24 protein-coding genes and 1 tRNA gene are annotated in these 24,801 nt (G+C 26.7%); 12 read left to right on the plus strand and 13 right to left on the minus strand.

Going from position 1 to position 24,801, the window contains the following annotated elements; all coding sequences use genetic code 11:
- Window positions 1–269: 269 nt before the first annotated feature.
- The 4 genes from CP965_RS08690 to CP965_RS08705 all read right to left on the minus strand — a co-directional run bounded on the left by CP965_RS08690 (window position 270) and on the right by CP965_RS08705 (window position 6,084).
- Window positions 270–2,696 carry a PAS domain-containing sensor histidine kinase gene (locus CP965_RS08690; RefSeq protein ID WP_129061703.1) on the minus strand — a complete coding sequence of 809 codons (2,427 nt, stop codon included), beginning with the start codon at window positions 2,694–2,696 and terminating at the stop codon, window positions 270–272.
- A 5-nt stretch (window positions 2,697–2,701) separates the two neighbouring features.
- Window positions 2,702–3,493 carry an ABC transporter substrate-binding protein gene (locus tag CP965_RS08695; RefSeq protein WP_228712698.1) on the minus strand — a complete coding sequence of 264 codons (792 nt, stop codon included), beginning with the start codon at window positions 3,491–3,493 and terminating at the stop codon, window positions 2,702–2,704.
- A gap of 11 nt (window positions 3,494–3,504) precedes the next feature.
- Window positions 3,505–5,808 (minus strand): EAL domain-containing protein, encoded by a 2,304-nt coding sequence (locus CP965_RS08700; protein ID WP_129061705.1) that lies wholly within the window; start codon window positions 5,806–5,808, stop codon window positions 3,505–3,507.
- A gap of 199 nt (window positions 5,809–6,007) precedes the next feature.
- A tRNA-Arg gene (locus CP965_RS08705) sits at window positions 6,008–6,084 on the minus strand.
- A 115-nt stretch (window positions 6,085–6,199) separates the two neighbouring features.
- Here CP965_RS08705 and CP965_RS08710 point away from each other — a divergent pair.
- Window positions 6,200–7,981 (plus strand): mechanosensitive ion channel family protein, encoded by a 1,782-nt coding sequence (locus tag CP965_RS08710; protein ID WP_129061706.1) that lies wholly within the window; start codon window positions 6,200–6,202, stop codon window positions 7,979–7,981.
- A gap of 18 nt (window positions 7,982–7,999) precedes the next feature.
- Here CP965_RS08710 and CP965_RS08715 read toward each other — a convergent pair whose 3' ends face one another.
- Window positions 8,000–8,803 carry a GGDEF domain-containing protein gene (locus CP965_RS08715; protein ID WP_129061707.1) on the minus strand — a complete coding sequence of 268 codons (804 nt, stop codon included), beginning with the start codon at window positions 8,801–8,803 and terminating at the stop codon, window positions 8,000–8,002.
- Window positions 8,804–8,859: 56 nt separating this feature from the next.
- A complete protein-coding gene (gene mqnP / locus CP965_RS08720) occupies window positions 8,860–9,735 on the minus strand; it encodes a menaquinone biosynthesis prenyltransferase MqnP (protein WP_129061708.1) in 876 nt (291 codons plus the stop codon).
- 51 nt (window positions 9,736–9,786) lie between these two features.
- On the opposite strand from mqnP, the gene miaA reads away from it, so the two are divergent.
- The 3 genes from miaA (at window position 9,787) to rsmI (ending at window position 11,809) form a co-directional block, all read left to right on the plus strand.
- Complete coding sequence (gene miaA, locus CP965_RS08725; protein WP_129061709.1) at window positions 9,787–10,662, plus strand: tRNA (adenosine(37)-N6)-dimethylallyltransferase MiaA; 876 nt, start codon at window positions 9,787–9,789, stop codon at window positions 10,660–10,662.
- An 84-nt stretch (window positions 10,663–10,746) separates the two neighbouring features.
- On the plus strand, window positions 10,747–10,989 hold the full coding sequence (locus tag CP965_RS08730) for a type B 50S ribosomal protein L31 (protein WP_128997302.1): 243 nt from the start codon (window positions 10,747–10,749) through the stop codon (window positions 10,987–10,989).
- 13 nt (window positions 10,990–11,002) lie between these two features.
- The gene (gene rsmI / locus CP965_RS08735; protein ID WP_129061710.1) at window positions 11,003–11,809 is read left to right on the plus strand and encodes a 16S rRNA (cytidine(1402)-2'-O)-methyltransferase; all 807 of its coding nucleotides are present in this window, start codon (window positions 11,003–11,005) and stop codon (window positions 11,807–11,809) included.
- A gap of 14 nt (window positions 11,810–11,823) precedes the next feature.
- Here the strand turns inward: rsmI and CP965_RS08740 are convergent, their stop codons facing one another.
- Window positions 11,824–13,788 (minus strand): methyl-accepting chemotaxis protein, encoded by a 1,965-nt coding sequence (locus CP965_RS08740; RefSeq protein WP_129061711.1) that lies wholly within the window; start codon window positions 13,786–13,788, stop codon window positions 11,824–11,826.
- 135 nt (window positions 13,789–13,923) lie between these two features.
- Here CP965_RS08740 and rlmB point away from each other — a divergent pair, with 135 nt between their 5' ends.
- The 4 genes from rlmB to CP965_RS08760 are packed head-to-tail and all read left to right on the plus strand — an operon-like array spanning window position 13,924 to window position 17,923.
- On the plus strand, window positions 13,924–14,607 hold the full coding sequence (gene rlmB, locus CP965_RS08745) for a 23S rRNA (guanosine(2251)-2'-O)-methyltransferase RlmB (protein ID WP_129061712.1): 684 nt from the start codon (window positions 13,924–13,926) through the stop codon (window positions 14,605–14,607).
- 9 nt (window positions 14,608–14,616) lie between these two features.
- A complete protein-coding gene (locus CP965_RS08750) occupies window positions 14,617–15,438 on the plus strand; it encodes a hypothetical protein (protein ID WP_129061713.1) in 822 nt (273 codons plus the stop codon).
- Window position 15,439: 1 nt separating this feature from the next.
- Window positions 15,440–16,651 carry an LL-diaminopimelate aminotransferase gene (locus tag CP965_RS08755; protein ID WP_129061714.1) on the plus strand — a complete coding sequence of 404 codons (1,212 nt, stop codon included), beginning with the start codon at window positions 15,440–15,442 and terminating at the stop codon, window positions 16,649–16,651.
- 12 nt (window positions 16,652–16,663) lie between these two features.
- Window positions 16,664–17,923 (plus strand): homoserine dehydrogenase, encoded by a 1,260-nt coding sequence (locus CP965_RS08760; protein ID WP_129061715.1) that lies wholly within the window; start codon window positions 16,664–16,666, stop codon window positions 17,921–17,923.
- A 7-nt stretch (window positions 17,924–17,930) separates the two neighbouring features.
- Here the strand turns inward: CP965_RS08760 and CP965_RS14480 are convergent, their stop codons facing one another.
- Complete coding sequence (locus CP965_RS14480) at window positions 17,931–18,119, minus strand: nuclear transport factor 2 family protein (protein WP_323807971.1); 189 nt, start codon at window positions 18,117–18,119, stop codon at window positions 17,931–17,933.
- A 29-nt stretch (window positions 18,120–18,148) separates the two neighbouring features.
- Window positions 18,149–18,586, minus strand: coding sequence for an isochorismatase family protein (locus tag CP965_RS08765; RefSeq protein WP_206732280.1), 438 nt, complete (start codon window positions 18,584–18,586; stop codon window positions 18,149–18,151).
- A 113-nt stretch (window positions 18,587–18,699) separates the two neighbouring features.
- On the opposite strand from CP965_RS08765, the gene CP965_RS08770 reads away from it, so the two are divergent.
- Complete coding sequence (locus tag CP965_RS08770; RefSeq protein ID WP_129061716.1) at window positions 18,700–19,011, plus strand: MerR family transcriptional regulator; 312 nt, start codon at window positions 18,700–18,702, stop codon at window positions 19,009–19,011.
- Entirely contained in the window at window positions 19,008–20,360 is a 1,353-nt protein-coding gene (locus tag CP965_RS08775; protein WP_228712699.1) for an MATE family efflux transporter, read from the plus strand. The genes CP965_RS08770 and CP965_RS08775 overlap by 4 nt, the downstream gene beginning before the upstream one ends.
- A 41-nt stretch (window positions 20,361–20,401) precedes the next feature.
- On the opposite strand, the gene CP965_RS08780 is transcribed toward CP965_RS08775, so the two are convergent.
- The 4 genes from CP965_RS08780 to CP965_RS08795 all read right to left on the minus strand — a co-directional run bounded on the left by CP965_RS08780 (window position 20,402) and on the right by CP965_RS08795 (window position 22,878).
- Window positions 20,402–21,091, minus strand: coding sequence for an HvfC family peptide modification chaperone (locus tag CP965_RS08780; protein ID WP_129061717.1), 690 nt, complete (start codon window positions 21,089–21,091; stop codon window positions 20,402–20,404).
- Window positions 21,084–21,905, minus strand: a complete 822-nt coding sequence (locus CP965_RS08785) for a DUF692 domain-containing protein (RefSeq protein ID WP_129061718.1) — start codon at window positions 21,903–21,905, stop codon at window positions 21,084–21,086. Before CP965_RS08785 ends, CP965_RS08780 begins: the two co-directional genes overlap by 8 nt.
- A gap of 18 nt (window positions 21,906–21,923) precedes the next feature.
- On the minus strand, window positions 21,924–22,235 hold the full coding sequence (locus CP965_RS08790; RefSeq protein ID WP_129061719.1) for an HvfA family oxazolone/thioamide-modified RiPP metallophore: 312 nt from the start codon (window positions 22,233–22,235) through the stop codon (window positions 21,924–21,926).
- Between the two features lie 64 nt (window positions 22,236–22,299).
- On the minus strand, window positions 22,300–22,878 hold the full coding sequence (locus CP965_RS08795) for a YceI family protein (protein ID WP_129061720.1): 579 nt from the start codon (window positions 22,876–22,878) through the stop codon (window positions 22,300–22,302).
- A 107-nt stretch (window positions 22,879–22,985) separates the two neighbouring features.
- Here CP965_RS08795 and CP965_RS08800 point away from each other — a divergent pair, with 107 nt between their 5' ends.
- Both CP965_RS08800 and CP965_RS08805 read left to right on the plus strand, forming a co-directional pair.
- Window positions 22,986–23,645 (plus strand): response regulator transcription factor, encoded by a 660-nt coding sequence (locus CP965_RS08800; protein ID WP_129061721.1) that lies wholly within the window; start codon window positions 22,986–22,988, stop codon window positions 23,643–23,645.
- Between the two features lie 124 nt (window positions 23,646–23,769).
- Window positions 23,770–24,798: a sensor histidine kinase gene (locus CP965_RS08805; RefSeq protein ID WP_206732281.1), complete on the plus strand. Its 1,029-nt coding sequence runs from the start codon at window positions 23,770–23,772 to the stop codon at window positions 24,796–24,798.
- The last annotated feature ends 3 nt before the right edge of the window (window positions 24,799–24,801 follow it).

The raw sequence follows: 24,801 nt of genomic DNA on the forward strand, positions 1-24,801 counted from the left end.
TGTTATTATTGCTGTTGTAGTAATTACTGCAAAACCTAATTGAGCTAAAATCATATTAATAAGTAATTTTACTTTTGAAGAAAGATTTTTGTACATTTTTCGTCCTTATACAATTAATTGTTTAATTGTAACATAATTTCTTATAAAGATGAGACATTTGTGAGACATTTTTTAATTCATTTTTAATTAAAAATACTAATTAATATGCTCATTTTTTATGAAATATTACAAAAATTTTTTTAAAGCTAAATAAATAATTATTAAAGAGCTTATTTTATGGGTAATGTAATTAAAAAGTTTGCTCCAAATAATTTTCTATTATTATAAAAAAAGCTTTCATTCTTCACATCTAACTTACCATTCATATGATTTTTTATTATTTCTAAACTCATATAAAGTCCTATTCCTGTTCCTTGGGATTGATGTTTTGTAGTAAAATACGGTTCAAATATTCTTTCTATAATTTCAGGAGATATTCCCCCTGCATTATCTTGAATTTTTATATTAATATTAGTGTTTGATTTTTTTGTTTCTATTAAAATAATTTTCTCATCTTTTTCTTTTAAGGCATCTTTTGCATTATTTAAAATATTAATTAAAACTTGTATAAATTCATTTTTTATTCCATACACTTCTAAAGTTTCATCTAAATTTAATAGTAAATTGATTCCAGTAGTTTTACTTTTTATATTTGATAAATTTATAGCATCCTCAATAGCTTTACTAATATTAAACAATTTTACTTCTTTTTCTAGTTTAAGGAAATTTCTAAAATCATCAATAGTTTGAGATAAATATTGTGCAGATTTATTAATTGCTTTTAAAGAACTTTCTTCACTTTCTTCATTAGATACACCAATTTCACGTTGAACTAAAACACCTGTAGCTGCGGAAGAAATCACTGATAATGGTTGTCTCCATTGATGAGCAATATTACCTATCATTTCTCCCATTGCTGCCATTTTTGACTGTTGGTATAAAGTCAAATCTTTTTCTTTTAAAAGTTTCTCTTTTAGTTTTTGTTCAGTAATATCACTAAAAACACCAATATAATTTATGACTTCTTTGTTTTTATTATATATTGCATTTATAGTAAGCCATTCTGTAAAGTTTTCACCTTTTTTATTTTTATTGGTAATTTCACCTTCCCAAAAACCATTTTGTTCTAGATTTATCCACATTTTTTTATAAAAGTCTTTAGAATGAACAGATGATTTTAATATATTAGTTTGTTTATTTATAACTTCACTTTTATAATATCCTGTTATTTTCTCAAAAGCTTTATTTATATCCAAAATATTTGTTGCCTTATCAGTAATCATAATACCATCTCTTGTATTATTAAAAACAGTATAGGCTTGTTTTAATTTAGCTTCTTTTTCTTTTTTTTGGGTTACATCTATTCCTATAACAACTAAAAGATTTTCTTCTTCTGTTGTAAGAGAAGAAAGTGTAAAATCTATAATTCTTTCTTTATTTTCTTTATTTTTAATAGTAAGTTCACCTTGATATTTTCTATTGCTAAAATTCTCAATCATAGTTTTAACTTGACTCTTATCCTCCCAGCAATCTAAATCCCAAAAAGCTTTTTCTTTTATAGAAGAACTTGTTTCCCCAAGAAAAGAAAGTGCTCTATTATTCATTTCTTCTATAGTTCCATTAGAATTTATTACACTTGCTAAAAAGTGTGAATCTTGAAATAATAGTTTAAATTTTTCTTGACTTTGAACTTCTTTTCTTTGTAATTTTATTTCTTGTTCTATTTTCTTATTATATAAATAGAAAAATAGAAAGGCTATACTTATACATAAAATAATAATCATTGAAGTAACTACAAAAAAGTTGTATTGTTTTTTATTCCAATTTAAAAGACTTTTTTCATAGTCTAATTTAACACCTAAAGCTAAAGGATAATCTTCAGTCAAAATATACGTTACTATATATTTAACTTCATCTATGTTCTCAATTCCTGTAGCTTGGTTCTTTTCTACTGCTTCATCTAGTAAATCATTTTTAGAAATTTGCTTACCTAATTTATTAGTTTCTTTAGTAGACATTAAAAGTATTCCATCTAATCTAATTATTTCAAAAACAATATTTTCTGTATTCATATTTAAAATAAATCTATTAGAGAAATATTCACTATTTAAGTTTACTATTACATCATACTCTTTATTGGCTACTTTTATTTTTTTTAACAAAGGGATAAAAGATAAATCATGTTTATTTATTTCTTCATCATTTAAATAAACACTATTTCCTGAGATAAAATCTCTACCAATCCAAGGCGTTGAAACCTGCAATAAAGAACTATCAAAAATAGCTTTTGGAAAAAAGTTTTGGTTTTTTATAAATAAATCTATATTATGTTCATTTGAACTAAAAAGTATCTTTTCATCTTTTAAGATATTTATAGACCTAATTTGAGGATAACTTCTTAATATCTTTTCTAAATGTAGATTAATCTTAGAATCATTGTTTTTTTCTATAATTGAAGAAAGATTTAAAATAGATTGTTCTATATTTGAGATATCTTGGTTTAACTCTTTTGAAAAGGCTTTTGCATTTAACTGAGATATCTTTATATAACTATCGATAGCTTCATCTTTTAGCATGGAGAAAGAGTACATTATACTTGAAAGAATACTTAGTAAAGCTACTAAAGTGGCTACAATTATTTTTATTCGCTTTTTCATGAAACTTATTTTAACTTAACTATTGATTCCAAACCATTTTTTTTGGCTAAGTTTAGTAGTCTTCCATCCCTTTTTATATCTTTAATAAACCGCTCTACTCTATTGTAAAGTTTATCATCTGAATACTTTAAAGTCCAAGCATAAGAAGTTAGATAATAGTTATTTTCTGGACTAATTAGTTTTGCCCAATCAGTTTTTTCAAGCATTTTTTTTGCATAAGGATAATCTGTCATAAAAACATCAGCTCTCCCTGCTTGAACCTCATCTTCTCTTTGCTTAAAACCTTTTATAACTATAAGCTCTGCATTTTTTAATTTTTCTTTCATAATTGGTTCATGGTAAGTTCCTTGAGCAACAGCTACAATAACTCCATTTTTATCAATATCATTCCAAGTTTTTACTTTCTTATTTGTTTTTGTTGTAATTGCATAAATATCACTTTGTAAATGAGCCGTTGTGAATCTCATTTTTTCTCTTCTTTTTTCTGTATTTCCTATTGCAAACATTGCAATATCACACTTATTTGAAGTAACATCTTTTATTAAAGAAGGAAAAGAACTTTTTACAAAAGTTAATTTTACATTTAAATCTTTGGCTAACTCTTTTGCTAAATCACTATCTATTCCTACTATTCTCTGGATTCTTGGGTCAATATATGAGATCCCATAATATTGGGGCCAAATACAAACTTTGATTTCATTATTTTTTATAATTTTATCTAGCGTACTCTCTTTAGCCATAAGAATATTTGAAAAAACAGTTAAATAAACTAATATATAAAAAAAGACTTTCTTCATTGTTTTCACCTTTATAAATCTTCTTGTGGTTTACCTAAATAAAATCCTTGAGAGTAGTCAACTCCTAATCCAGATACTTTATCAAATAATTCTTTACTAGATATAAATTCTGCGATAGTTTTTATTTTCATTTTTTTGCTAAAGGTTAATATTGATTTTACTATTTCTAAAGAGTTTTCATCTTCCAAAATTCTTTTTATAATTGAACCATCAATTTTCACATAGTCTGCATTTATTTTTACTAAATACTCAAAATTACTATATCCACTTCCAAAGTCATCTATAGCAACTTTACAACCTAAATCTTTTACTTTATTTATAAACTCATAAACTGGTTCATAAATAGTTATTTTCTCAGATTCTACTAACTCTAGAACTAACCTATTTGCTATTTTATACTCTTCTATTTTTGAAAATAAGTATTTTTTTAAATCCTCATCAAAGATATCTTCAACTGTTAAGTTTATAGAAAACTCATAAGGTTCATCTTTAAATTTTTCAAAAGATTTATGAATAACTCTTTTTGTAATATCTAAATATTGTCTTGATTTTTTTGCTATATCTAAGAACATAAAAGGAGATATAATTTCCCCATTTGTATCTTGAAGTCTAACTAAAGCCTCATACTTTTCAATTTTCTTTTTAGTATTATTGTAAATTGGTTGATAATAAACAATTATTCTATCTTCATTTAATGCTAATTTTATTTTTTCTGTCCACTTAATATTTTCTACATACTCTTTTTCAATATTTAAATCATTTGAATAAATTAGTAAATCTTTATTGTTTTTTTTCGCATATTTATTTACTATTTCTGCTGTATTAAGAAGTTTTTCTTTGCTTTCAAAAGAAACACCACAAGTAGTGAGTAAATGAATTTCATCAATCTCTAAATTTACAAAAGTGTTTTTTAATTTATTTAATAATTGATTTATAAAAGAAAGAAATTTTTTATGGGATACTTTACTGTTTAAAACTGCAAACTTATCAACAGAACTTCTGTAAACGATGAAGTCTTTATCTACTAAGTCTATAAGTATTTTTGAGAACTTAACAAGTAATTCATCTCCTACTTTATACCCATAAAAATCACTTATAAAAGAGAAGTTGTTTATTTCTATAATAGCTAAAGAATTTTCTATATTTTCTTCTATATCTATTAATAGTTTTTCTCTATTATACAAACCTGTTAATTGGTCTTTTTTTACAATTTCAAATTCAGTTATATCTTGGGCAAATTTTACTACTTTTATGGGTTTTTTATCAATATCTAAAATAGGAGTATAAGTAGCTTGTATCCAAACTTTTTTGCCATTTTTGCCAAGTCTTAAATATTTGCCTGTATCGAAGTTACCTTCATTTAATTTATCCCAAAAACTTTTATACTCCATAGAGTTTTTATAAGAATCTTCAACAAAAATACTATGATGTTTGCCTTTTATCTCTTCTAAAGAGTAATTCATTGCTTTTAAGAAGTTTTCATTTGCATTTAGTATTTTTCCACTCATATCAAACTCAATAACTGATTGAGATTTATTTATCGCTTCTAATTGTCCGGTATGATATAAACTTGATAATTTGTCTTGTGTAATATCTTGTGCAAACTTTACAATCTTTATAAGTTTGTTATCAATATTAAAAATAGGATTATAAGTAGCTTGTATCCAAACTCTTCTACCATTTTTTGCGATTCTTAGATACTCTCCTGAATCAAATCTACCTTCATTTAACTTTTTCCAAAAGTTTTTATATTCCATAGAGTTTTTATAAGGGTCTTCAACAAAGATACTATGATGTTTACCTACAACCTCATCTAAGTCAAAAGCAAATATCTCTAAAAAGTTATCATTTGCAGTAAGAATTTTCCCATCTAAACTAAACTCAATAACAGCTTGGGATTTATTTATAGCTTGTATTTGACCTGCATAATTAAGGTTTTGTAATTTTCTTTCTGTAATATCTTGTGCAAATTTCAATATCTCAAAAACTTTTCCCTCATCATCTAATAAAGGTTTATAAGAAGCCTGAATAAAAACTGAATCTTTATTTTTCTTTATTCTTTTAAACTCTTCATTTTGGATATTCCCTTCTAGTAAATCCTGCCAAAACTTATCATATTCTTTTGAATGAGCATAGTTTTTGTCACAAAGTATTTTATGATGTTTATTTTCTATTTCATTTAATTTATATCCAAATAAGGTAAGGAATTTTTCATTTGCATATTTAATTGTTCCATCGATGCGAAAGGAGATGATTGCATAGTTTTCATTAAGTGCTTTTTTTAAAGCTATTTCTCGTTTTGTTTTTGAATCCATTTTATTTCTTTTATTTTTTAATATTTTTATGAAGATAAATTATTTATATAACCAAATAGTAAATATTTTACATAAAATGGTATTTACTCTTACTGAAAAATTTAAACTGGTAATTTTTGTATTTAATTTTGGGGTTTGGAGTAGTGTTGATTAAGGATATTATTTGTTAGGAAAATTGAAAGTAATAAGTTCATTAAAATGGCACGCCTGGTAGGATTCGAACCCACAACCACCCGGGCCGAAACCGGGAGCTCTATCCAGTTGAGCCACAGACGCGTTAGTTTTGAGAATAGTATTTTACAAATTTTGTCATTAAGAACATCTTATCTTATATCAATAGTAAGTTTTTTTTGAATATAATCGGATTTATTTCACAATAAGGGGTAATTTTATGAAAAATAAATTTCTAATAATTTTATATTTATTTATTCCTATTTTACTATTTTCACAGAATCTTGATACAAAAAGAACTATTGATGAGCATTTAGACGAGCAAATGCTTGTTGCACTTAAAGTTGTTGAAAATATAAATAAAGAAAAATATTTAAAATCTCAAATAGATGAAAAAGAGCTTAATAAACAAGTTCACTATTTACTCAATAAAATTGATATAAACAAAAGAGAAGGAAATTTTGTTGCAGTAGAAAGAGATAAAATAAAGATTCTGATTCTACAAGAGAAAAGAGAGTATGAAAAAACATTAAAAGAGATAATCAAAGCAAAAAACTCTTATAAAGACAAAGCTTATTTTAGAAAGATTTTAGAAGATAATATAAAACTTCTTGAAAAAAACTCTTTTTCTCAATTTAATGATATTTATCAAAAAGCATTAAAAGATATCAATACTCCAGTATCAAAAGAACTTGTAGATGCCTATAATACTTTGAAAGAACAAAGTTCTAAGCAACTTTTTGTTTTAAAATACTTACTTGATAATATAAATGAATATAGAGAGTCATATTTTTTCATTGATAATTTCAATATTGAATATATTATCAATAAAATAGACTCACAGCCTATGATTTCAACTGTTTCACAATTTACATCATATTATTTCAAATTTTCTATAGGAGAAATATTATTTGTAATAGTGGTAATGGTATTTTTTAGAATAATAAACACTAGATTGATTTTCCTATTCACAACTTTCGTAAATAAGATTTTTATAAAAAATAGTGAAAAAGCAGAAGATGAGATGGAACTTTTCATAAAAGACTCTATTGAAAAACCTTTGATTTTTGCTCTTTATACTTTATCAATTCATATTTCTATTTATGCCCTTATAAAAGATACGGAGGTAATAGATAAAATAATTCCTTGGATAAATACTATTTATATGGGTGTTTTAACTTGGGCTTCATATTCTTTACTTACAAACTGGATTTCAAACTATGCTGAAAATCTAGTAAAAAGATATCAAAATGTTAGAAGAGAGATGATTGTATTTATTTTAAGAATTACAAAAGTAGTTTTAATTTTACTTGTAATTTTATTTCTTTTCTCTCAATTAGGAATTGATATCAAAGCTATTGCAGCTTCATTAGGTGTTGGGGGTATTGCTATTGCTTTAGCATCAAAAGATACTTTAGCAAACTTTTTTGGTTCTTTAAATATTATGACCGACAATTCTTTTTCTCAAGGAGATTGGATAGTTGCAAATAGTGTTGAAGGAACTGTAGTAGATATCAGAATGAGAACTACTAGAATAAGAACCTTTGATAATGCAATGATTACTATTCCAAACTCTGAACTTGCAAATACAAATATAAAAAACTATTCAAAAAGAAGAATTGGAAGAAGAATCCAAATGAAAGTTGGTGTAACTTATGAAAGTGCTATGACAGATATAAAAAAGCTTAAAGATGATATTGAAAATATGCTTCAAAACCATCCTGATATTGCAACAGAGAAAAACTCTATTCTTGGAAAAGCAAGAAGATTTGAAGCTATAAAAAGAGAAGATTTACAAGGTGTAAAAAGAACTTTATTAGTTTATATTGATGAATTTGATAATAGTTCTGTTAATATTTTAGTTTATTGCTTTAGTAAAAGTCCAGATTGGGAAGAGTGGTTAAGAGTAAAAGAAGATGTTATTATCAAAATAAGTGAACTTGTTCATAAAAATAATTGTGAATTTGCATATCCAACACAAACACTATTTGTAAGAAAATAAACCACTAAATTCAGTGGTTTATTTAAACTCTTTTTTGTTTTTATACATTAGTTCATCTACTTTATTTAAAATATCTTCAAAGTTATCATTTCTTTTGAAAGGAACCAAACCATAAGAAAAAGAAAAACTTAAAGAATCAATTTTTGAAGATTTTAGTTTTTGTTGTGACAGTTTTTCTTGTGCTTGATAAACTTTTTTATCAGCATTTAAAACACTACACTTATCTTTATTAAATAAAATTATAAACTCATCTCCAGCATATCTTACAATATCCATATCATCAGATTCAATCTCATTTCTTAAAAAGTTTACTAAATATTTTAATACTTGATCCCCAACTAAGTGTCCATAAGAATCATTTATTGATTTAAATTTATTCAAGTCAATAAATGCCATAAAACCATCATGGATAAATCTATCATTTGATAAATAAATATCCATAAACCATTTTCTATTATAAGCACCTGTTAAATTATCAGAGAAAAGTTCTTTTTGTAAATAAGAAATTTGCTCTTTCATTTTATCAAGCTCTTTTTTAATATGTTCTAATGTTCTTGTATCATTATTTTCAATAGCTACTTTTGCTTTACTTGTAGAATTATGAAGAGTATTTAGGTTTTCATTTGTTTTTTTTACTACATTATCTATTGAATCACAATCTTGTTTAAGGTCTTTGAAAATAACATTTTGATCTTCTAAATCAACTTTTAATTCTTTTGCATTATTTTCAAAAACTTGAGAATAAGTACCTGGTAAAATTATATTTTCTTTTCTTAATTGTTTTACAGTTAAAAAAGTTACTTCTTTTAAACTATTACTCATAAATAAATTGTCCTAAAATTTAAAACTACGGGATTATATTCAAATATGGATTAAAATTATTTTATAATAGCATCAAATAAAACTAAAAAGAAAAATACAATACCAAGGTAACCATTTACAGTAAAAAATGCTTTATCAATTTTTGTAAAATCTTTATTTACTAAATAGTGTTCATAAGAAAGCATAATAGCCCCTGCTAGAACTGCTAGATAAGTAAATATCCCACTATTTGAATTTATTGCAAATAAAAGCCAAAAACTAACTGTTAGAAAGTGAAAAACTCTAGAAATAAGCATAGTATTTTTTGCACCAAATTTACTAGGAATTGAATGAAGCCCAAGTTTTTTATCTACTTCCATATCTTGTAATGAGTATAAAAGGTCAAAACCAGCAACCCAAAACATAACACCTAAACTTAATAAAACTGACCATAAAGTAATCGTTTCGCTAACTGCAACAACTCCTGCAATAGGTGCAAGAGCTAAGGAAATTCCTAAAATCACATGGGCTAAATATGAAAATCTTTTAAAGTATGAATATGAGCCAATAATTATTAGAATAGGAACTGATAAATAAAAAGCTAAATCATTTACAAAATATGCAACTACTATAAATCCCAAAGCATTTGCAATGTTAAAAATCAACATTGCCATTGGACTTACTCTTCCATCAACATTTGGTCTATTTATAGTTCTTGGATTTAAAGCATCAATATCTCTATCCATATATCTATTAAATCCCATTGCAAAATTTCTTGCAGTAATTGCAGCTAATATACCAAGAACTAAAAGTTTAAAACCAAACCAAGCAGAGTTATTTGTTTCAACAGAAGCAACTATCATTGCAATAAATATAAAAGGCAATGAAAAAATTGAGTGTTTGAACATTACTAGTTCATTAAAATCATTTAAAAGTTTTTTTATTTTATTCATTTTGGGATTATATCAAAATATAATTTAGTCTTCTTTTGATAAAATCTTTTTATGAAAGAAATTGCAATTATTGGCTCAACTGCCTCTGGGAAAACAGGATTATCATTAGATATAGCTAAAAAAACAAACTCTATTATCTTATCCCTTGATTCTTTATCTGTCTATAAAGAGATTGATATTGCCTCTGCAAAACCTACAAAAGAAGAAAGAGGAGATATTGTTCATTTTGGAATAGATGAAGTCTACCCAAATGAAAAGTTTGATGTAATAGAATTTTTTGAGTGTTACAAAAAAGCTAAAAATTTTGCAAAAGAGAATGACAAAAACCTTATTATTGTTGGAGGAACTGGTTTTTATTTAAAAGCTTTGATTGAAGGTTTATCAACAGGTGTAAACAAAGATATAAAACTTGATATACCCCTAAAAGAAGCCTATGAACTTTTATATTCTTTAGATAAAAAATATATGGAAAAAATTGCTCCAAATGATAAATATAGAATAGAAAAAGCCTACTCTATTTATAAACAATCAAAGCTAATTCCTAGTGAATACTTTGAAAAAAATCCTAAAATTCCTCTTGCCAAAGACTTAAAAGTTTTTGAAATTATTTGGGAAAGAGAAGAATTAAAAAATAGAATTAAACTAAGAACCTCACAAATGATAAATGAAGGAATCATTGATGAAGTAATCTATTTAGAAAACAAATATAGAAGAACTCCTAACTGTATGGCTTCAATTGGAATAATAGAAACCTTAGAATATCTTGATGGCAAGATTACAAAAAAAGAACTTGAAGAAAAAATTTCATTAAATACTTCAAAATTAGCAAAACGCCAAAATACTTTTAATAAAGGTCAATTCAAAGAAAAGACTTCAAATATTATAGAAAACTTAAATTCAGATATTCTTAAGTATTTTTCGATATAATCCATCTTCATTTTAAAGAGTTTACTAAAGGGCGGCAAAAGACTCGACCTTTTATTAAACATTAGTCAAATTAAGGAAAATAAAGTGAGAAAAGATATACATCCAAAAGTTAATCCAGTAGTATTTGTTGACGTATCAACAGGTAAAGAATTCGTTACTATTTCTACATTAACTTCAGATAAAACTAAAGAAATTGATGGTGTTGAGCACTTCGTTATCAATGTTGAGATTTCTTCAGACTCTCACCCATTCTTTACTGGTGAGCAAAAAATTGTTGATGCTGCTGGTAGAGTAGAGAAATTCAAAGCTAAATACGCACAAAAATAATTGTTGCTATAAATTGCTTACTTTAGTTCCAACTCCAATAGGAAATCTTGATGATATTTCTAAAAGAGCATTAAATGCTCTTATGGAGGCGGAACTAATTTTTTGTGAAGATACAAGAGTCACAAAAAAACTTCTTCAACTTCTAAGTGAAAGAGAAAACTTAGAGTTTAACTGCAAAGATTTCAAATCTTTCCATTCACACAATGAAAATCAAGTTTTAAAAACATTAACACCTGAAGATTTCAATAAAAATATTGTTTATATGAGTGATGCTGGTATGCCTTGTGTTTCAGACCCAGGAGCTACACTTGTACAATACTGTATTAACAATAATTTAGAATATGATGTACTTCCAGGAGCAAATGCAGTTTTAACAGCTTTTGCAATGAGCGGTTTCTTAAATACAGAATTTACTTTTTTTGGTTTTTTAGCTCATAAGGGAAAAGAGCGAAAAGAAAAACTAACAAAGGTAATGCAAAGCCCTACTTTATCGATTCTTTATGAATCTCCCCATAGACTTTTAAAAACTATAGAAGAGATAAAAAATATTGATGAGAGTAGAACTATCTTTTTAGCAAAAGAGATAACAAAACTTCATCAAAAAACCTATAAAGATTCTGCTTTAAATATGTATGAAAAATTTACTAAAGAGAATATTAGAGGTGAATGGGTAATTATTATAGAACCTACTAAAACAACTGGAACTAATCTTGATATAGAAGATATAGAAAAACTTGATATTGCTCCAAAAATTAAAGCAAAACTTCTTGCAAAGATGACAGGTAAAAGTGTAAAAGAGGTTTATAGTAATTTAAGATAAGAAGATCTACCTTCTTACCTAAATCTTTCCAATCTTTCTAAACTTTTTTGAACCTTATCAATTTGAAGTATACTTTCAGATAACATATCAAAACTATCTTTTTTATTAGCAATAAAAGAGTTTGTATCTCTTGTACTTTGTTTTATTTTATCAAATGAATCACTTATAACTCCTGTATTATCTGAAATAGATTTTAATGAAGAACTTGAATCATCTATCATTTTTGCTGTATCTTTAATAGAATTTACTGTTAAATCTACTGAAGTATTACTTGATTTTAAACCATCTTGAGTTCTTTTTGCAAGTTTTTTTACCTCATCGGCAACGACTTTAAAACCTTTTCCATATTCACCTGCCCTTGAGGCTTCAATCGCAGCATTTAGTGCTAAAAGATTTGTTTGTATTGCAATATCAGATATTGATGACAATACTTTTTTAATCTCATCGGCATTATTTGTTAGTCTTCTCATATTTTCTACAAGATTAGTATTTGTTTCTACATTTCCCATAACTTCATTTGTAAAAATATCAAATTTTTGATTTAACTCATCAATAATTACATTTCCTTTTTGTGTATTCTCATATACATCATTAATGATACTTATCATATCTTGTACCAAAGGAAAAGCTTCTCTTAAAGTATTAATTACAGCTGTTCTTACTCTTGCCATTAATTCAAGTTGATAAATCTCTTTTTTCTCATAGTATGATGAATACTGAGCATATTTTCTAACAAAACCATCAACAAACTCATCTCTAAAATCATTTTCATTTTCAACTTTGTAAAAGAATATTGCGGTAAGAGTTTGATTGATATTTATACCTAAAAGTTCTCCAAAAGTCGAAAACCCTGCAACAGGGAACTCATTAAAAGTTTTTAATGAATTTAAATGGTTTTGATTTAATAACCTTCTTAATATACAATCATTAAAAATAGCACCCAAAGGTTGAACTTTTTTTTCAGAAGCAAATCTTCTATAATCGATTTCTGTTTGTTCTAAAAAGTTTTTATTTCTTACCAAATATAAAATATCTCCAAAGGAGATATCACAGAAAAATGCTATATTTTTATTTTCAATATCTACATTTGCCACTGATCTAATATAAATATCCTTATCAATTTTTATAGCAAAAGTATAATCTTTAAGTGTATTTGCTAACTCTTCTAAGGAGCATCTTAACTGATGACAAAGGACATCTAAAAAGTTGACAATTTCATTTGTTGATTTATTCAATACACTTGATACAGTTCTTTTTAAAACATCAGCTTCAGCTATTAGATATGAGGCATTTGTTTCTTCACAACTTTGAGATTTGAAAACCCCGTATTTTATCCCATCTTTTAACTTTATCAATGAAACAACAGCTTTATGCCTTACAGCTTGGTCATTGTTGAAAATATAAGTTTCTTTGAAATCAAGTTTACCTCCTGCAGAACCACCAACAATTAGGCATGGTAATTTCCCACTTTTGTAAACAGCTTCTGTAAAAAAACTCTCACTATTTGACAAACCATCAATTAAAGTCAAGGCAAAAGTATTTTCATGATTAATTTTTGTATTTATATTGACTCTATTTAACTCTTGAGCAATTCGTTCAACTCTTTGTGAATGATTCATATTAGATGAATTTAAATCCTCACTAAAAAGTGGTACAGATATAATTTCAACACTTTCAATTATTTCACTTGAAAAAGATTGTAAAACAATATTATTCCAAGTTGAACTAGCATCGTTATACAATAAATCTCTTTTTTGATTAATATCAAAAGTGCAAAGTTCTCCAGCTGTAGTTAGTAAAATAACTTTAGTACTACTTGGAAATAAAGATTTTATTTTTTGTGAAATAGTATTAAAATTTAGATGTGGAGAAATATAACCTAATACAAAGATTGGTGCTTTTTCATCAAAATACAAATCTTTTATAAAAGATTCATCTATTTTTAACTCATCTGTATTTACAGTTTTTATGTATTGCATAAGAAACCCTTTTTACTGTATTGCATTTTCAAATAGTAGCAGAAGAATATAGCGTGAATATATCTTGTACAAGTACTTGAAACAATATTTCTCTTTGAAAGTGAATTATCAACAACTTTTAGATAAAATCTAGCCATGATTATATATGGCAAACAAGTAGTACTTTATGTACTAGAGAAATATCCTTCTCTTATCGAAGAAGTAATGTTTTCAAAAGAATTAGAACCAAAACTTTTTAAAAAATTTGCAAGCTTAGATAAAAAGATTATCAAGTTAGATAATAAAAAAGCACAAGCTATGGCAAAAGGAGGAAACCATCAAGGTTTTTTTCTAAAACTTAAGGAGTTTGAAACAACTAATCTAAAAGCAATAAAAGACTCTACCTTTATTGTAATACTTGATGGACTTACAGATGTAGGGAATATTGGAGCTATTTGTAGAACTGCTTATTCACTAGGTGTTGATGCAATCATTGCTTCAAATGTAAAACAACTGAACTATGAAGGCATTGCAAGAACAAGTAGTGGTGCTTTATTTGATATTCAATTTTGCCAAATACCAAATATTTTAGATGTAATAAATGAATTAAAACAAAACAACTTTACACTTATGGGAGCTTCTATGGATGGAGAAAACCTAAAAGAGTTTAAAAACCAAAATGAAAAGACTGCTTTATTTCTAGGAAGTGAAGGCTTTGGTCTTTCAAATAAAGTTATTAAAAAACTTGACAAAAAAATATCTATTGAAATGGCTAACAACTTTGATTCTTTAAATGTTTCAGTAGCAGGTGGAATATTAATTTATAATTTAATGAAATAAGAGAAAACTATGAAAAAACTTTTACTAATCTTTATATGTTCTATTGTTTTAAATGCTAATGATTTAAGTGAAAGAATTATTAACATAATTGGGAATAATAAGTTTATAGAAAACAAAGGTCTAATAAACTATGTATTTTCTAAGAAGAACTCTTTTTATGATGTAAATGGAAGAGTACAATACATTGAACTTCTTTCTAAACTTCAAGAAAATGGACTACTTCATTTATCTTTTTCAAAACCACAAGATATAAATATAACATTTAATATTAATTCAGACCCTATTAAATCTTTAAAAATATTAGCAGACTCATTAAAATCACTGGGATACTATCACTATTTTACAAAAAAACTTTTATATACTAAAGAAGGTTATCTACAATGGATAATCACACTAAAAACAGAAGCCGCCATCGACCCTCTTATGTTATCAAAAGAGTTTGAAAAATATAATTGTAAACTAATAGATATCAAAAAAGAGGGGTTAATCAGTTGGGTATATGATATTGATACATCTTTCTCAACTATTTATGATGCTAAAGAAATTTTAGTAAATGAAAAAATTGATTTGAAAAAACCATTAAGACCATATGTTTTTAAAGTTTCAAATGCAAACAAAATATTAATAAATTCAAAATATGGCAATAGATGGTTTCCGCATATTGTATTTTATGATAGACATCTAAAAATTTTAGATGTTGTAAAAAAAGAACAAAGACATCAAAAACTTGAAGTGGAAATACCACAATATACAAAATATATAAAAGTTGATGATCTTTTTACCCTTGCTAATATCAAGCGAGGATTAAGTGTAATAATTAAGGAGAAATAAAATGTTTCCAGAGATAGAATTTGAGAGAATGAGAAGACTTCCAAACTACGTATTTGCAGAAGTTAATAATATAAAAATGGAAGCAAGAAGAGCTGGTGAAGATATTATAGATTTTTCAATGGGTAATCCAGATGGACCAGCACCACAACATATTGTTGATAAACTAAAAGAAACAGCAGATAAACCTAAAAACCATGGCTATAGTGCAAGTGCAGGTATTTATAAATTAAGACTTGCTATTTGTAACTGGTATAAAAGAAAATATGGAGTTGATTACCTAGATCCAAATAAACATGCGTGTGCAACAATGGGTTCAAAAGAAGGTTATGTTCATCTTGTTCAGGCAGTGGTAAATGTAGGTGATGTAGCTGTTGTTCCAGATCCAACTTATCCAATTCATTCATATGCTTTTATGCTTGCAGGTGCGGCAATTCATAACTTTGAGCTTCCTTTCAATGAAGAAAATTTTAAAGTAGATGAAGAACTTTTCTTTGAAAGACTACAAAAGACTTTAAATGAGTCAATTCCAAAAGTAAAATATGTTCTTGTGAACTTTCCTCACAATCCATCTTGTGCAACAATAAGACCAGAATTTTACCAAAGACTTGTTGATTTAGCAAAAAAAGAGAGATTTTATATTATCTCTGATATTGCTTATGCAGATATTACATTTGATGGTTATACAACTCCTTCAATTTTCCAAGCAGAAGGTGCACTTGATGTAGCTGTTGAATCTTTCACACTTTCGAAATCATATAATATGGCAGGATGGAGAGTTGGTTTTATGGTAGGAAATGAAAGACTAATTGGAGCATTAAAAAGAATCAAATCTTGGCTTGATTATGGAATGTTTACACCTATTCAAGTTGCTGCAACAGTAGCACTTGATGGACCACAAGAGTGTGTTGCAGAGCATACAGAAAAATATAGAAAAAGAAGAGATGTTATGATTGAAGCATTTAAAGATGCTGGTTGGGAAATGAGTATCCCTGATGCTTCAATGTTTATTTGGGCAAAGATTCCTGAAAAAGCAAGACATCTTGGAAGTATGGAATTCTCAAAACAGCTTCTTACAGAAGCAAAAGTAGCTGTAAGTCCTGGTATTGGATTTGGTAATTATGGGGAAGGTTATGTAAGAATTGCCCTAATTGAAAATGAAAAAAGAATCAGACAAGCTGCAAGAAATATAAAAAAATATTTAAATACTTTATAATAGGACGGTTTAATGAAAATAGGAATTATTGGTGTCGGTACAGTTGGTGCTAGTGTTGCAAATATACTAAAAGACAATAAAGATATAATTACTGCAAGAGCAGGAGTTGAATTAGAACCTGTAATAGGTGTAGTTAATAACTTAAATAAACAAAGAGATGTATCAATAAAATTAACAGATAATGTTGATGATGTTTTAAATGATGATTCAATTGATATTGTTGTAGAACTAATGGGTGGAATAGAAAAGCCATATGAAGTAGTAAAAAAAGCACTTGCAAAAGGTAAAGCTGTGGTTACTGCAAATAAAGCTCTTCTTGCTTATCATAGATATGAACTACAAGATTTAGCAGGAGATACTCCTTTTGAATATGAAGCAGCAGTTGCTGGTGGTATTCCAATTATTAATGCCTTAAGAGATGGTTTAACGGCAAACCATATTGAATCAATCAGAGGTATTATGAATGGTACTTGTAACTATATGCTTACAAAAATGATAAATGAAGGTGTAGATTACGATACTATTTTAAAAGAGTCACAAGATTTAGGTTATGCAGAAGCAGACCCAACATTTGATGTTGGTGGTTTTGATGCAGCCCATAAACTTCTTATTTTAGGCTCGATTGCTTATGGAATCGATGCAAAACCTGAAGATATTTTAATTGAAGGTATTGAAAATATTACACCTGCAGATATAGATTTTGCAAATGAATTTAACTACTCAATTAAACTTTTAACAATTGCAAAAAAAGTTGGAAGTAAAATTGAATTAAGAGTTCATCCTGTTTTAATTCCAAATGATGAAATGATTGCAAAAGTTGATGGAGTAATGAATGGAGTTTCTGTAATTGGAGATAAAGTTGGAGAAACTATGTACTATGGTCCAGGAGCAGGAGGAAATGCAACAGCAAGTGCTGTAATTGCAAATATTGTAGATATAGCTAGACGTGGTAAAGGTTCTCCAATGTTAGGTTTTGAATCTTCACATGGAGAAAATTTAACATTAATGCCAAAAGATGAGATTCAAACAAAATATTACTTAAGACTTAAAGTAGAAGACAAAGCTGGTGTTCTATCAAAAGTGTCTACTATTTTTGCTGATAAAAATATTTCTATTGAAAAAATGATTCAAAAACCATTAAAAGATAAGGCAGCTCACTTACTACTTTCAACACATACTTGTATTGAAAAAAATATAAATGATGCACTTAAAGCATTAGAAGATGCAAGTGTAGTAACAGAAAAACCTGCAATGATTAGAATAGAAGCATAAACTGCTTCTATTTCTTACTAAATTTATATTCCAATAAAGCTGTGTCTTTAAAAAACTGATATCTTTTAATTTTCCCTTCTTCAAAGTCAATTAATGCCATCCAATCTGTTTCATAATTCTTTTTATTCTTTTTAATTTCATATTTTAAATAACCTTTTACAAAAACACTATTTTCATTTTCACCTAAACTTTCAATTCTAAAATCAAGAGTTTTGTAATACTTATTTAAATGCTCAAAAAATTTTGAACTATTTTCTTTTTATTTACTTTAGCTTTCAAGGACAAAAACTTTTTTGTTGTTATTTCATTTGCAAAATGATGGACAATATATCTAAAAAAACATTCCTGCTCCTCTTTTGTAAAAGAGCTTGTAGCATCAGAAATAATAGTTGTATTATAACCTTTATCGTGAGCTTCTCGCATAGTTGAATCAACACATACATTTGTAGCATAAGATAGAACTTTTTTAGAATTATCAATTGAGTTTCTAAATTGTTTTTTGTCTTTCATCATATTAGATAACTTTGTTCCTTCCTTTAACCACTCATTTTGGTATTCAATCAAAACTAAAGCACTTTTTTCTAATGAAATTTTCTTCATTTTTTCTCCTTCTTTTGCATATAAGTTTAGTATTACTAAGCAAATTAAAAATATTTTTGCCATTTATTTTCCTTATTTGTAGATTAATTACAATATTTGAAGGTTAATTCTTACATTAGTATCCTTAATTGTAAATTAATTACAATTATTGTATTCTAACTTACTAAAGGAATGAAATGATAGAACAATTATTTGACCCAAAACTTGTTTCTCAATTATTAGTAAGTATTGGTGATGTTTCAGAGGTTACTGGAATACCACAAAGAAAGTTAAGATACTGGGAAGATAAAGGGATAATAATATCTTCTTGCCAAAAAGAAGGTGGTACTAGAAAATTTGATTATTTAAATATAAAAAAAATACTTCTTATAAAAGAACTCCTTGATGAAGGTTTTACTCTTGATGCTTCTGTTAAAAAAGTTGAAGAAAGAATAAAAAAACTTGAAGAAGCCTTTAAAAAAATAAAAGAAAAGACTCAAACAAATTGAAAACAAATTCACATTTACTTAATGATGATATTCCAACATTATTAAAACAAATCACTATTCCCGCAAGTACTGGTATGTTTTTTAACACCATGTACAATGTTGTAGATACTTTTTATGCTGGACTTATTTCCACACAAGCTATTTCTGCACTTTCTTTATCATTTATGATATTTTTTACGATTATAGGTCTAGGTTATGGTTTTTCTTCTGCAATCACAGCTTTGATAGGAAATGCCAGTGGAAAATCTAAAAGATTTTTAGCTTCACTTTATGCCCATAAAGGAATATTTTTTATGCAGCTAGTGGCAGTTGTTTTAACCATAGTTGGTTTTATAATGTCTCCATATTTATTTAAGCTACTTGGAGCAAGTGGCGAATATATGAATATGGCTTTGGATTATATAAATATAATTTTAGCTGGAACAATATTTTTTATGACAAACTTTGCCTTAAATGCAATACTTGTATCAAGGGGAGATACAAAGTCTTATAGAAATACTTTAATATTTGGTTTTTTTGCAAACTTGATTTTAAATCCTTTATTTATTTATGGATTTTTATTTATTCCTGCAATGGGATTAAAAGGAATTGCCCTTTCAACTGTTTTAATACAAATAATCAATGCTTTATATTTACTAAAAAAAGTTATGGAAACAAAACTAGTTCACTTTGAAAAGATTAACTATTTTTTTCCTCATAAAAAGATATATAAAGAAATGATAAGTCAAGGTATCCCTTCTTCTATGAATATGCTTATTATGTCTATTGGTTCACTTATTTTAATGTATTTTGTTTCTTTATATGGAGTAAAAGCAGTTGCAGGATACGGAATAGGTTTTAGAGTTGAACAGATTATGCTATTGCCTGCTCTTGGACTTAGTTCCGCTGTATTGGCTCTTGTTTCAAATAATTATGGAGCAAAAAAATATGACAGAGTACAAGAAACAGTAAACACAGCTTTAAAATATGGTTTTATAATAGCAACATTTGGGATAGTTTTTTTATATATTTTTGGGAAAACTATAATTTCTCAGTTTGATTCAGACCCTATTGTAATTGGTTTTGGATATGACTATTTAGTAGTCGAAGTTTTAATTTTCTATGCGTATGTTGTGTTATTTGTTTGTGTATCAATTTTACAAGGAATAAAAAAACCTAAAATGATTTTATACATAGCTTTATATAGACAAATTATTGCTAAATATGCTATTGCATATGTACTCGTTATTTGGTTTGCTTTGGAGTACATTTATCTTTGGGTTGGAGTTTTATTTATGATTTATAGCGCAGCTATTTTTACATATTTTTATACGCAAAACTTATTGAAACTTCATGTTAAAAAAGATTAAATAAATTTAGTAAAATGTAAAATCTTAAAAAGATAAGAACTTTAAAAGACTCTTTTACTTAATAAGTGAGTTAAGGGTTCTTTTAAAAGTTTTTTTGCTTCTTTAAAATCTATTTCATTCTCTTTACAAAGCTTTTTTAGAAGTGATGATAGGTTTTGTTTTTTATTTAAGTTTTTTAGTAAATAGTAGATTATAGGGTTTATTTCTCTATAAATAACATCATTTGTCTCAAAATCATAATAAATCACTAAATAGTTTTCTCTTTTTCTTTCACACTCTTTATTTATCAAATCATATTTGAATTTTTTAATTCTTGCACTTTGACTTAATTTATAACTATTTTTATAAGAGAATTTCTTTTGTTTCTTCTCTTTATACTCTTTCATATAAAGTTCTATTTCTATCCAATCATAAAATAAAAGTTCATAAATATATTTTTTATCATGGAAGAATTTATTCTTTTTTACAAACTTTCGATAGTCATTTGGTATTTGCCATACAAAAGGTGTTTCAGGAGTATCTTTCATAAAAGCTTTTATTGTTTTTTCTAAATCTTTTTCATCAATTAGTTCAATATAAAGAGGAAAACTATTTTGTATAACTTCATAATATCTTTGATATACAAGTTTTTGATAAACAGCAACTGCTGAATTAGCAACTTCTTCATTTTGAGATAATAAATTATCAAAAAATCTCTGTTCAATATCTTTTTCTAAAATTTTTTCAGACATTTTGAACTCTTTTTACTATATCACTCATTTGAATATATTCTTGCTCAAGTTCACTTAAAGGAGGAATATTATTATCCCTTTCTATCATAACAGGAGCTTGTATTTGTTTTAATGTATATTCTAAAAGTTTCCAGACTCCTGAACAAATAGGCATACCATGAGAATCAATTTTTAAACCTAATTCTTCATCACTATAATGCCCTGCCATATGCATATAAGCAACTTTGCTTTTATCTATTTCATCTATAAATTTTCTTGCTTTAAAAGAGTGGTTTACAGAGTTTACAAAGACATTATTCACATCTAAAAGCATTTTTGCTCCAGATTTTTCTAAGACTTCATTTATAAAATCAACTTCTCTCATCTCTGAATAAGGGACATAATAATATGTAGCATTTTCAAGTATCAAGTTTCTTTGAATAATATCCTCAACTTCTTTTACTCTATCACTAATTATTTCAACCATTTTTTTAGTCATAGGCACAGGTAATAATTCATAAGATTGTTTTCCATGTAAAGAAGAGAAAGAAAGATGTTCAGAATAATATTCTATTTTATATCTATCTAAAAAGTTTTTTATCTGTTTGATGAACTTTTTATTTAGTCCATCAACAGAACCTATAGATAAAGATAAACCATGAGCAACGGTAGGTCTAGAAAAAACAGCTTCCTCAAAGGCTTTTTCATAGATTCTTGGCATATGCATCCAATTTTCAGGAGTGACTTCCCACCAATCTGGTTGAAAATCACTTGAAGAGATATCTAATAAAAAATCACTTCTTAAACCTAAACCACAGCCTTTTAAATTTATCATTTAACTATCTTCACCATTTCATCCACATTTTCCAGCGCCACAAGAACCTTCAACTTTCTTTTTTGCTTTATCATTTGCACCGCATTTCCCAGCTCCACAAGAAGCTACAGATTTTTTACCTGCATTTCCTGACATTTCACCTTTATTAGCTTTTTTCTTAGTATCGCCACCGCATTTTCCAGCTCCACAAGAACCTTTTTTTTCTACTTTTTTAGCTTCTCCACCACACTTTCCAGCACCACAAGAACCATTTCCTGCGTATGCACCTGTACTAGATAGTGCTGCCCCAAGTAAAACACCTGCTAATTTTATTTTTGTATTTTTTTTCATTCATATCCTTTTTTTGTATTTATATTCTATTTATTTACTTTTAAAATAATTTAAAAAAATCAAACTATTTTTCTACTGCTGAAACCTCAATAATAAGTTTTACATTCTCACTTACAGCAACTCCACCAAATTCTAAAGCTTTGTTCCATTTAAGTCCATAATCCATTCTATTTACTTCACCTTCTAAAGTGAAACCTACTCTATTATTCCCTTTAAAATCTTTTACTGTTGCAATATCATCAACTTCTAGCTTAACTTCTTTTGTTACACCTCTCATTGTTAAATCGCCAGTCATTACTCCTTCATCACCATCAGCCTTATAAGATTTCATTTTAAAAGTGATTTCAGGGAATTTATCTGCTGCAAAAAAGTCATCACTTCTTAGGTGATTATCTCTTTTTTCAATTCCTGTATTAATTGATGTTGCTTTTATTGTTGCTTCTAAAGCATTAAAAGTCTTATTTTTATAATCAAAATCTATTTTTGCATCATAATCACTAAACTTTCCTTTTACATTTGTAATCATTAAATGCTTTACAGAAAAACCTACATCTGAGTGCCCTTTGTCTATTGAATGTGGTGTTGCATTTGCTAAGCCAACTGAAAGTAGTCCTGCTGCAAATAGTTTTAATAAAGTTTTCATTCTTTACTCCTTTTTTTTGTGATATTAAAATTTTAATAAAGTTTTGTAAAGTTATTGTGTAGAACCTGTGTAGATTTATTTTTTTATTCTATGTTATACTTCAATTTATGAAAATACTACTACTTGAAGATGATTTAATACTAAATGAAATAATTGAAGAATTTTTAGAAGGTCTAGGTTATACTGTAACTTGTGTTTATGATGGGATGAAAGCAAGTGAGACTATATATGATGAACAATTTGACTTACTAATTTTAGACGTAAATGTTCCAACAATAACTGGTTTTGACTTTTTAAAAAGTTTAAGAGAAGAATCAATTACCACACCTGCAATTTTTATAACATCATTAAACTCTATTGAAGATATAGAAGAAGGTTTTAATGCAGGGGCTGATGATTATTTGAAAAAACCTTTTGAATTAAAAGAATTAGAATTAAGAATAAACAATATAAAAAGGCTACTTCATTTAGATACAGATGAACTAGCTATTGATGAAAAAATTAAATTTAACACTAAATTAAATTATATTAACTATGAAGGAATAAAAACAAAACTTCCATTAAAAGAAGCACAAGTTTTAAAGTACCTTTTAAAAAATACAAATAGGTGTGTTTCGCAAGATGAATTATCTTCGAATATCTGGTCATATGAGTCAGCACCAACTTCTTCTACGATAAGAACTTATATAAAAAATATAAGAAAAATAGTAGGAGAAGATTATATAGAAACAATAAAAGGAGTAGGTTATAGATTTAACAAGAAATGAGAGAATCACTTTTCTTAGATTTTTAGGACTTTATTTAGGTTCTTCTTTTATTCTTCTTACTATAATTTTTTGGCAGTTTTATAAAATTGAATATAAACTTTATTATGACTTAGTTTCTTCAAATATGCAAAATATTGCTTCTAAGATTTCAGCAAATATTATATATGCAGATATGTCTGGTTTATCTATTGATACTTCCAAAATATCTGATAGTATTCAATATAAATATGCTTTATATGACATAAATCATAATAAAATTGCAGGGAACATTCAAGAAGAGGTAAATACAAAAGAACCTATTCAAAGGATAAAAGGTAGTTACATCTTAGTAGATAGTACTCCAAAAGGTCACCTTGGCGTATACCACATTGCCATTCAAGAAAATAGTTTCATAAAGATTAGAAAAGAATTACTTGAAGATATTGTTTTTTATTTTGTTTTAATTTTTTCTCTCTTAAGTTTAATAGGATACTACTTAGCAAATTTGTTTATTAACCCAATTATCAATGAAAGAAGAAAGTTAAATACTTTTATAAAAGATACAACCCATGAATTAAATACTCCTATTACTGCTATTTTAATGTCTACAGGAAAAGGAGCACCTTTGACAGAAAAAAATATGCAAAGAATAAATTTAAGTGCAAAAAGAATTTCAGAAATATACAAAGACTTAGTTTATTTATTTTTACAAGATAATAAAAAGATTCACGAACCTAGAAATATATCTTTAGATGAAGTTATAAATGAACAACTTGAATACTTCCAAGCTTTTGCAAATAAAAAGAAACTAACTATTAATTCAGAATTAGAGAAAACTATTTATAAAATAGATAAAGAGAGTTTTATTCGTATGTTCAATAATGTTGTTTCAAATGCTATCAAATATAATAAAATAAATGGAACTATTTCTGTAGAACTAAAAGACTATATTTTAACAGTGAAAGATACAGGTATTGGAATAAAAAAAGATAGATTAAAAGATATTTTTAAAAGATACTATAGAGCAACAAAAGAACAAGGTGGTTTTGGGGTAGGATTAAGTATTGTTTATCATATTTGTAAAACATACGGAATAAAAATTAATGTAGAATCTAAAGAAGGAGAAGGAACAAGTTTCACTTTTAAACTAAAGAAAAAAGAAGATAAATCTTAAGAA

This window comes from Halarcobacter mediterraneus (genome assembly GCF_004116625.1).
Taxonomy (GTDB): Bacteria; Campylobacterota; Campylobacteria; order Campylobacterales; family Arcobacteraceae; genus Halarcobacter; species Halarcobacter mediterraneus.

Bases quoted from the DNA above. Each gene is read 5' to 3' on its own strand.
- CP965_RS08690 (WP_129061703.1), bottom strand. From the start codon at position 2,696: ATGAAAAAGCGAATAAAAATAATTGTAGCCACTTTAGTAGCTTTACTA.
- CP965_RS08695 (WP_228712698.1), bottom strand. From the start codon at position 3,493: ATGAAGAAAGTCTTTTTTTATATATTAGTTTATTTAACTGTTTTTTCA.
- CP965_RS08700 (WP_129061705.1), bottom strand. From the start codon at position 5,808: ATGGATTCAAAAACAAAACGAGAAATAGCTTTAAAAAAAGCACTTAAT.
- CP965_RS08710 (WP_129061706.1), top strand. From the start codon at position 6,200: ATGAAAAATAAATTTCTAATAATTTTATATTTATTTATTCCTATTTTA.
- CP965_RS08715 (WP_129061707.1), bottom strand. From the start codon at position 8,803: ATGAGTAATAGTTTAAAAGAAGTAACTTTTTTAACTGTAAAACAATTA.
- mqnP (WP_129061708.1), bottom strand. From the start codon at position 9,735: ATGAATAAAATAAAAAAACTTTTAAATGATTTTAATGAACTAGTAATG.
- miaA (WP_129061709.1), top strand. From the start codon at position 9,787: ATGAAAGAAATTGCAATTATTGGCTCAACTGCCTCTGGGAAAACAGGA.
- CP965_RS08740 (WP_129061711.1), bottom strand. From the start codon at position 13,788: ATGCAATACATAAAAACTGTAAATACAGATGAGTTAAAAATAGATGAA.
- rlmB (WP_129061712.1), top strand. From the start codon at position 13,924: ATGATTATATATGGCAAACAAGTAGTACTTTATGTACTAGAGAAATAT.
- CP965_RS08750 (WP_129061713.1), top strand. From the start codon at position 14,617: ATGAAAAAACTTTTACTAATCTTTATATGTTCTATTGTTTTAAATGCT.
- CP965_RS08755 (WP_129061714.1), top strand. From the start codon at position 15,440: ATGTTTCCAGAGATAGAATTTGAGAGAATGAGAAGACTTCCAAACTAC.
- CP965_RS08760 (WP_129061715.1), top strand. From the start codon at position 16,664: ATGAAAATAGGAATTATTGGTGTCGGTACAGTTGGTGCTAGTGTTGCA.
- CP965_RS08765 (WP_206732280.1), bottom strand. From the start codon at position 18,586: ATGGCAAAAATATTTTTAATTTGCTTAGTAATACTAAACTTATATGCA.
- CP965_RS08770 (WP_129061716.1), top strand. From the start codon at position 18,700: ATGATAGAACAATTATTTGACCCAAAACTTGTTTCTCAATTATTAGTA.
- CP965_RS08780 (WP_129061717.1), bottom strand. From the start codon at position 21,091: ATGTCTGAAAAAATTTTAGAAAAAGATATTGAACAGAGATTTTTTGAT.
- CP965_RS08785 (WP_129061718.1), bottom strand. From the start codon at position 21,905: ATGATAAATTTAAAAGGCTGTGGTTTAGGTTTAAGAAGTGATTTTTTA.
- CP965_RS08790 (WP_129061719.1), bottom strand. From the start codon at position 22,235: ATGAAAAAAAATACAAAAATAAAATTAGCAGGTGTTTTACTTGGGGCA.
- CP965_RS08795 (WP_129061720.1), bottom strand. From the start codon at position 22,878: ATGAAAACTTTATTAAAACTATTTGCAGCAGGACTACTTTCAGTTGGC.
- CP965_RS08800 (WP_129061721.1), top strand. From the start codon at position 22,986: ATGAAAATACTACTACTTGAAGATGATTTAATACTAAATGAAATAATT.
- CP965_RS08805 (WP_206732281.1), top strand. From the start codon at position 23,770: ATGCAAAATATTGCTTCTAAGATTTCAGCAAATATTATATATGCAGAT.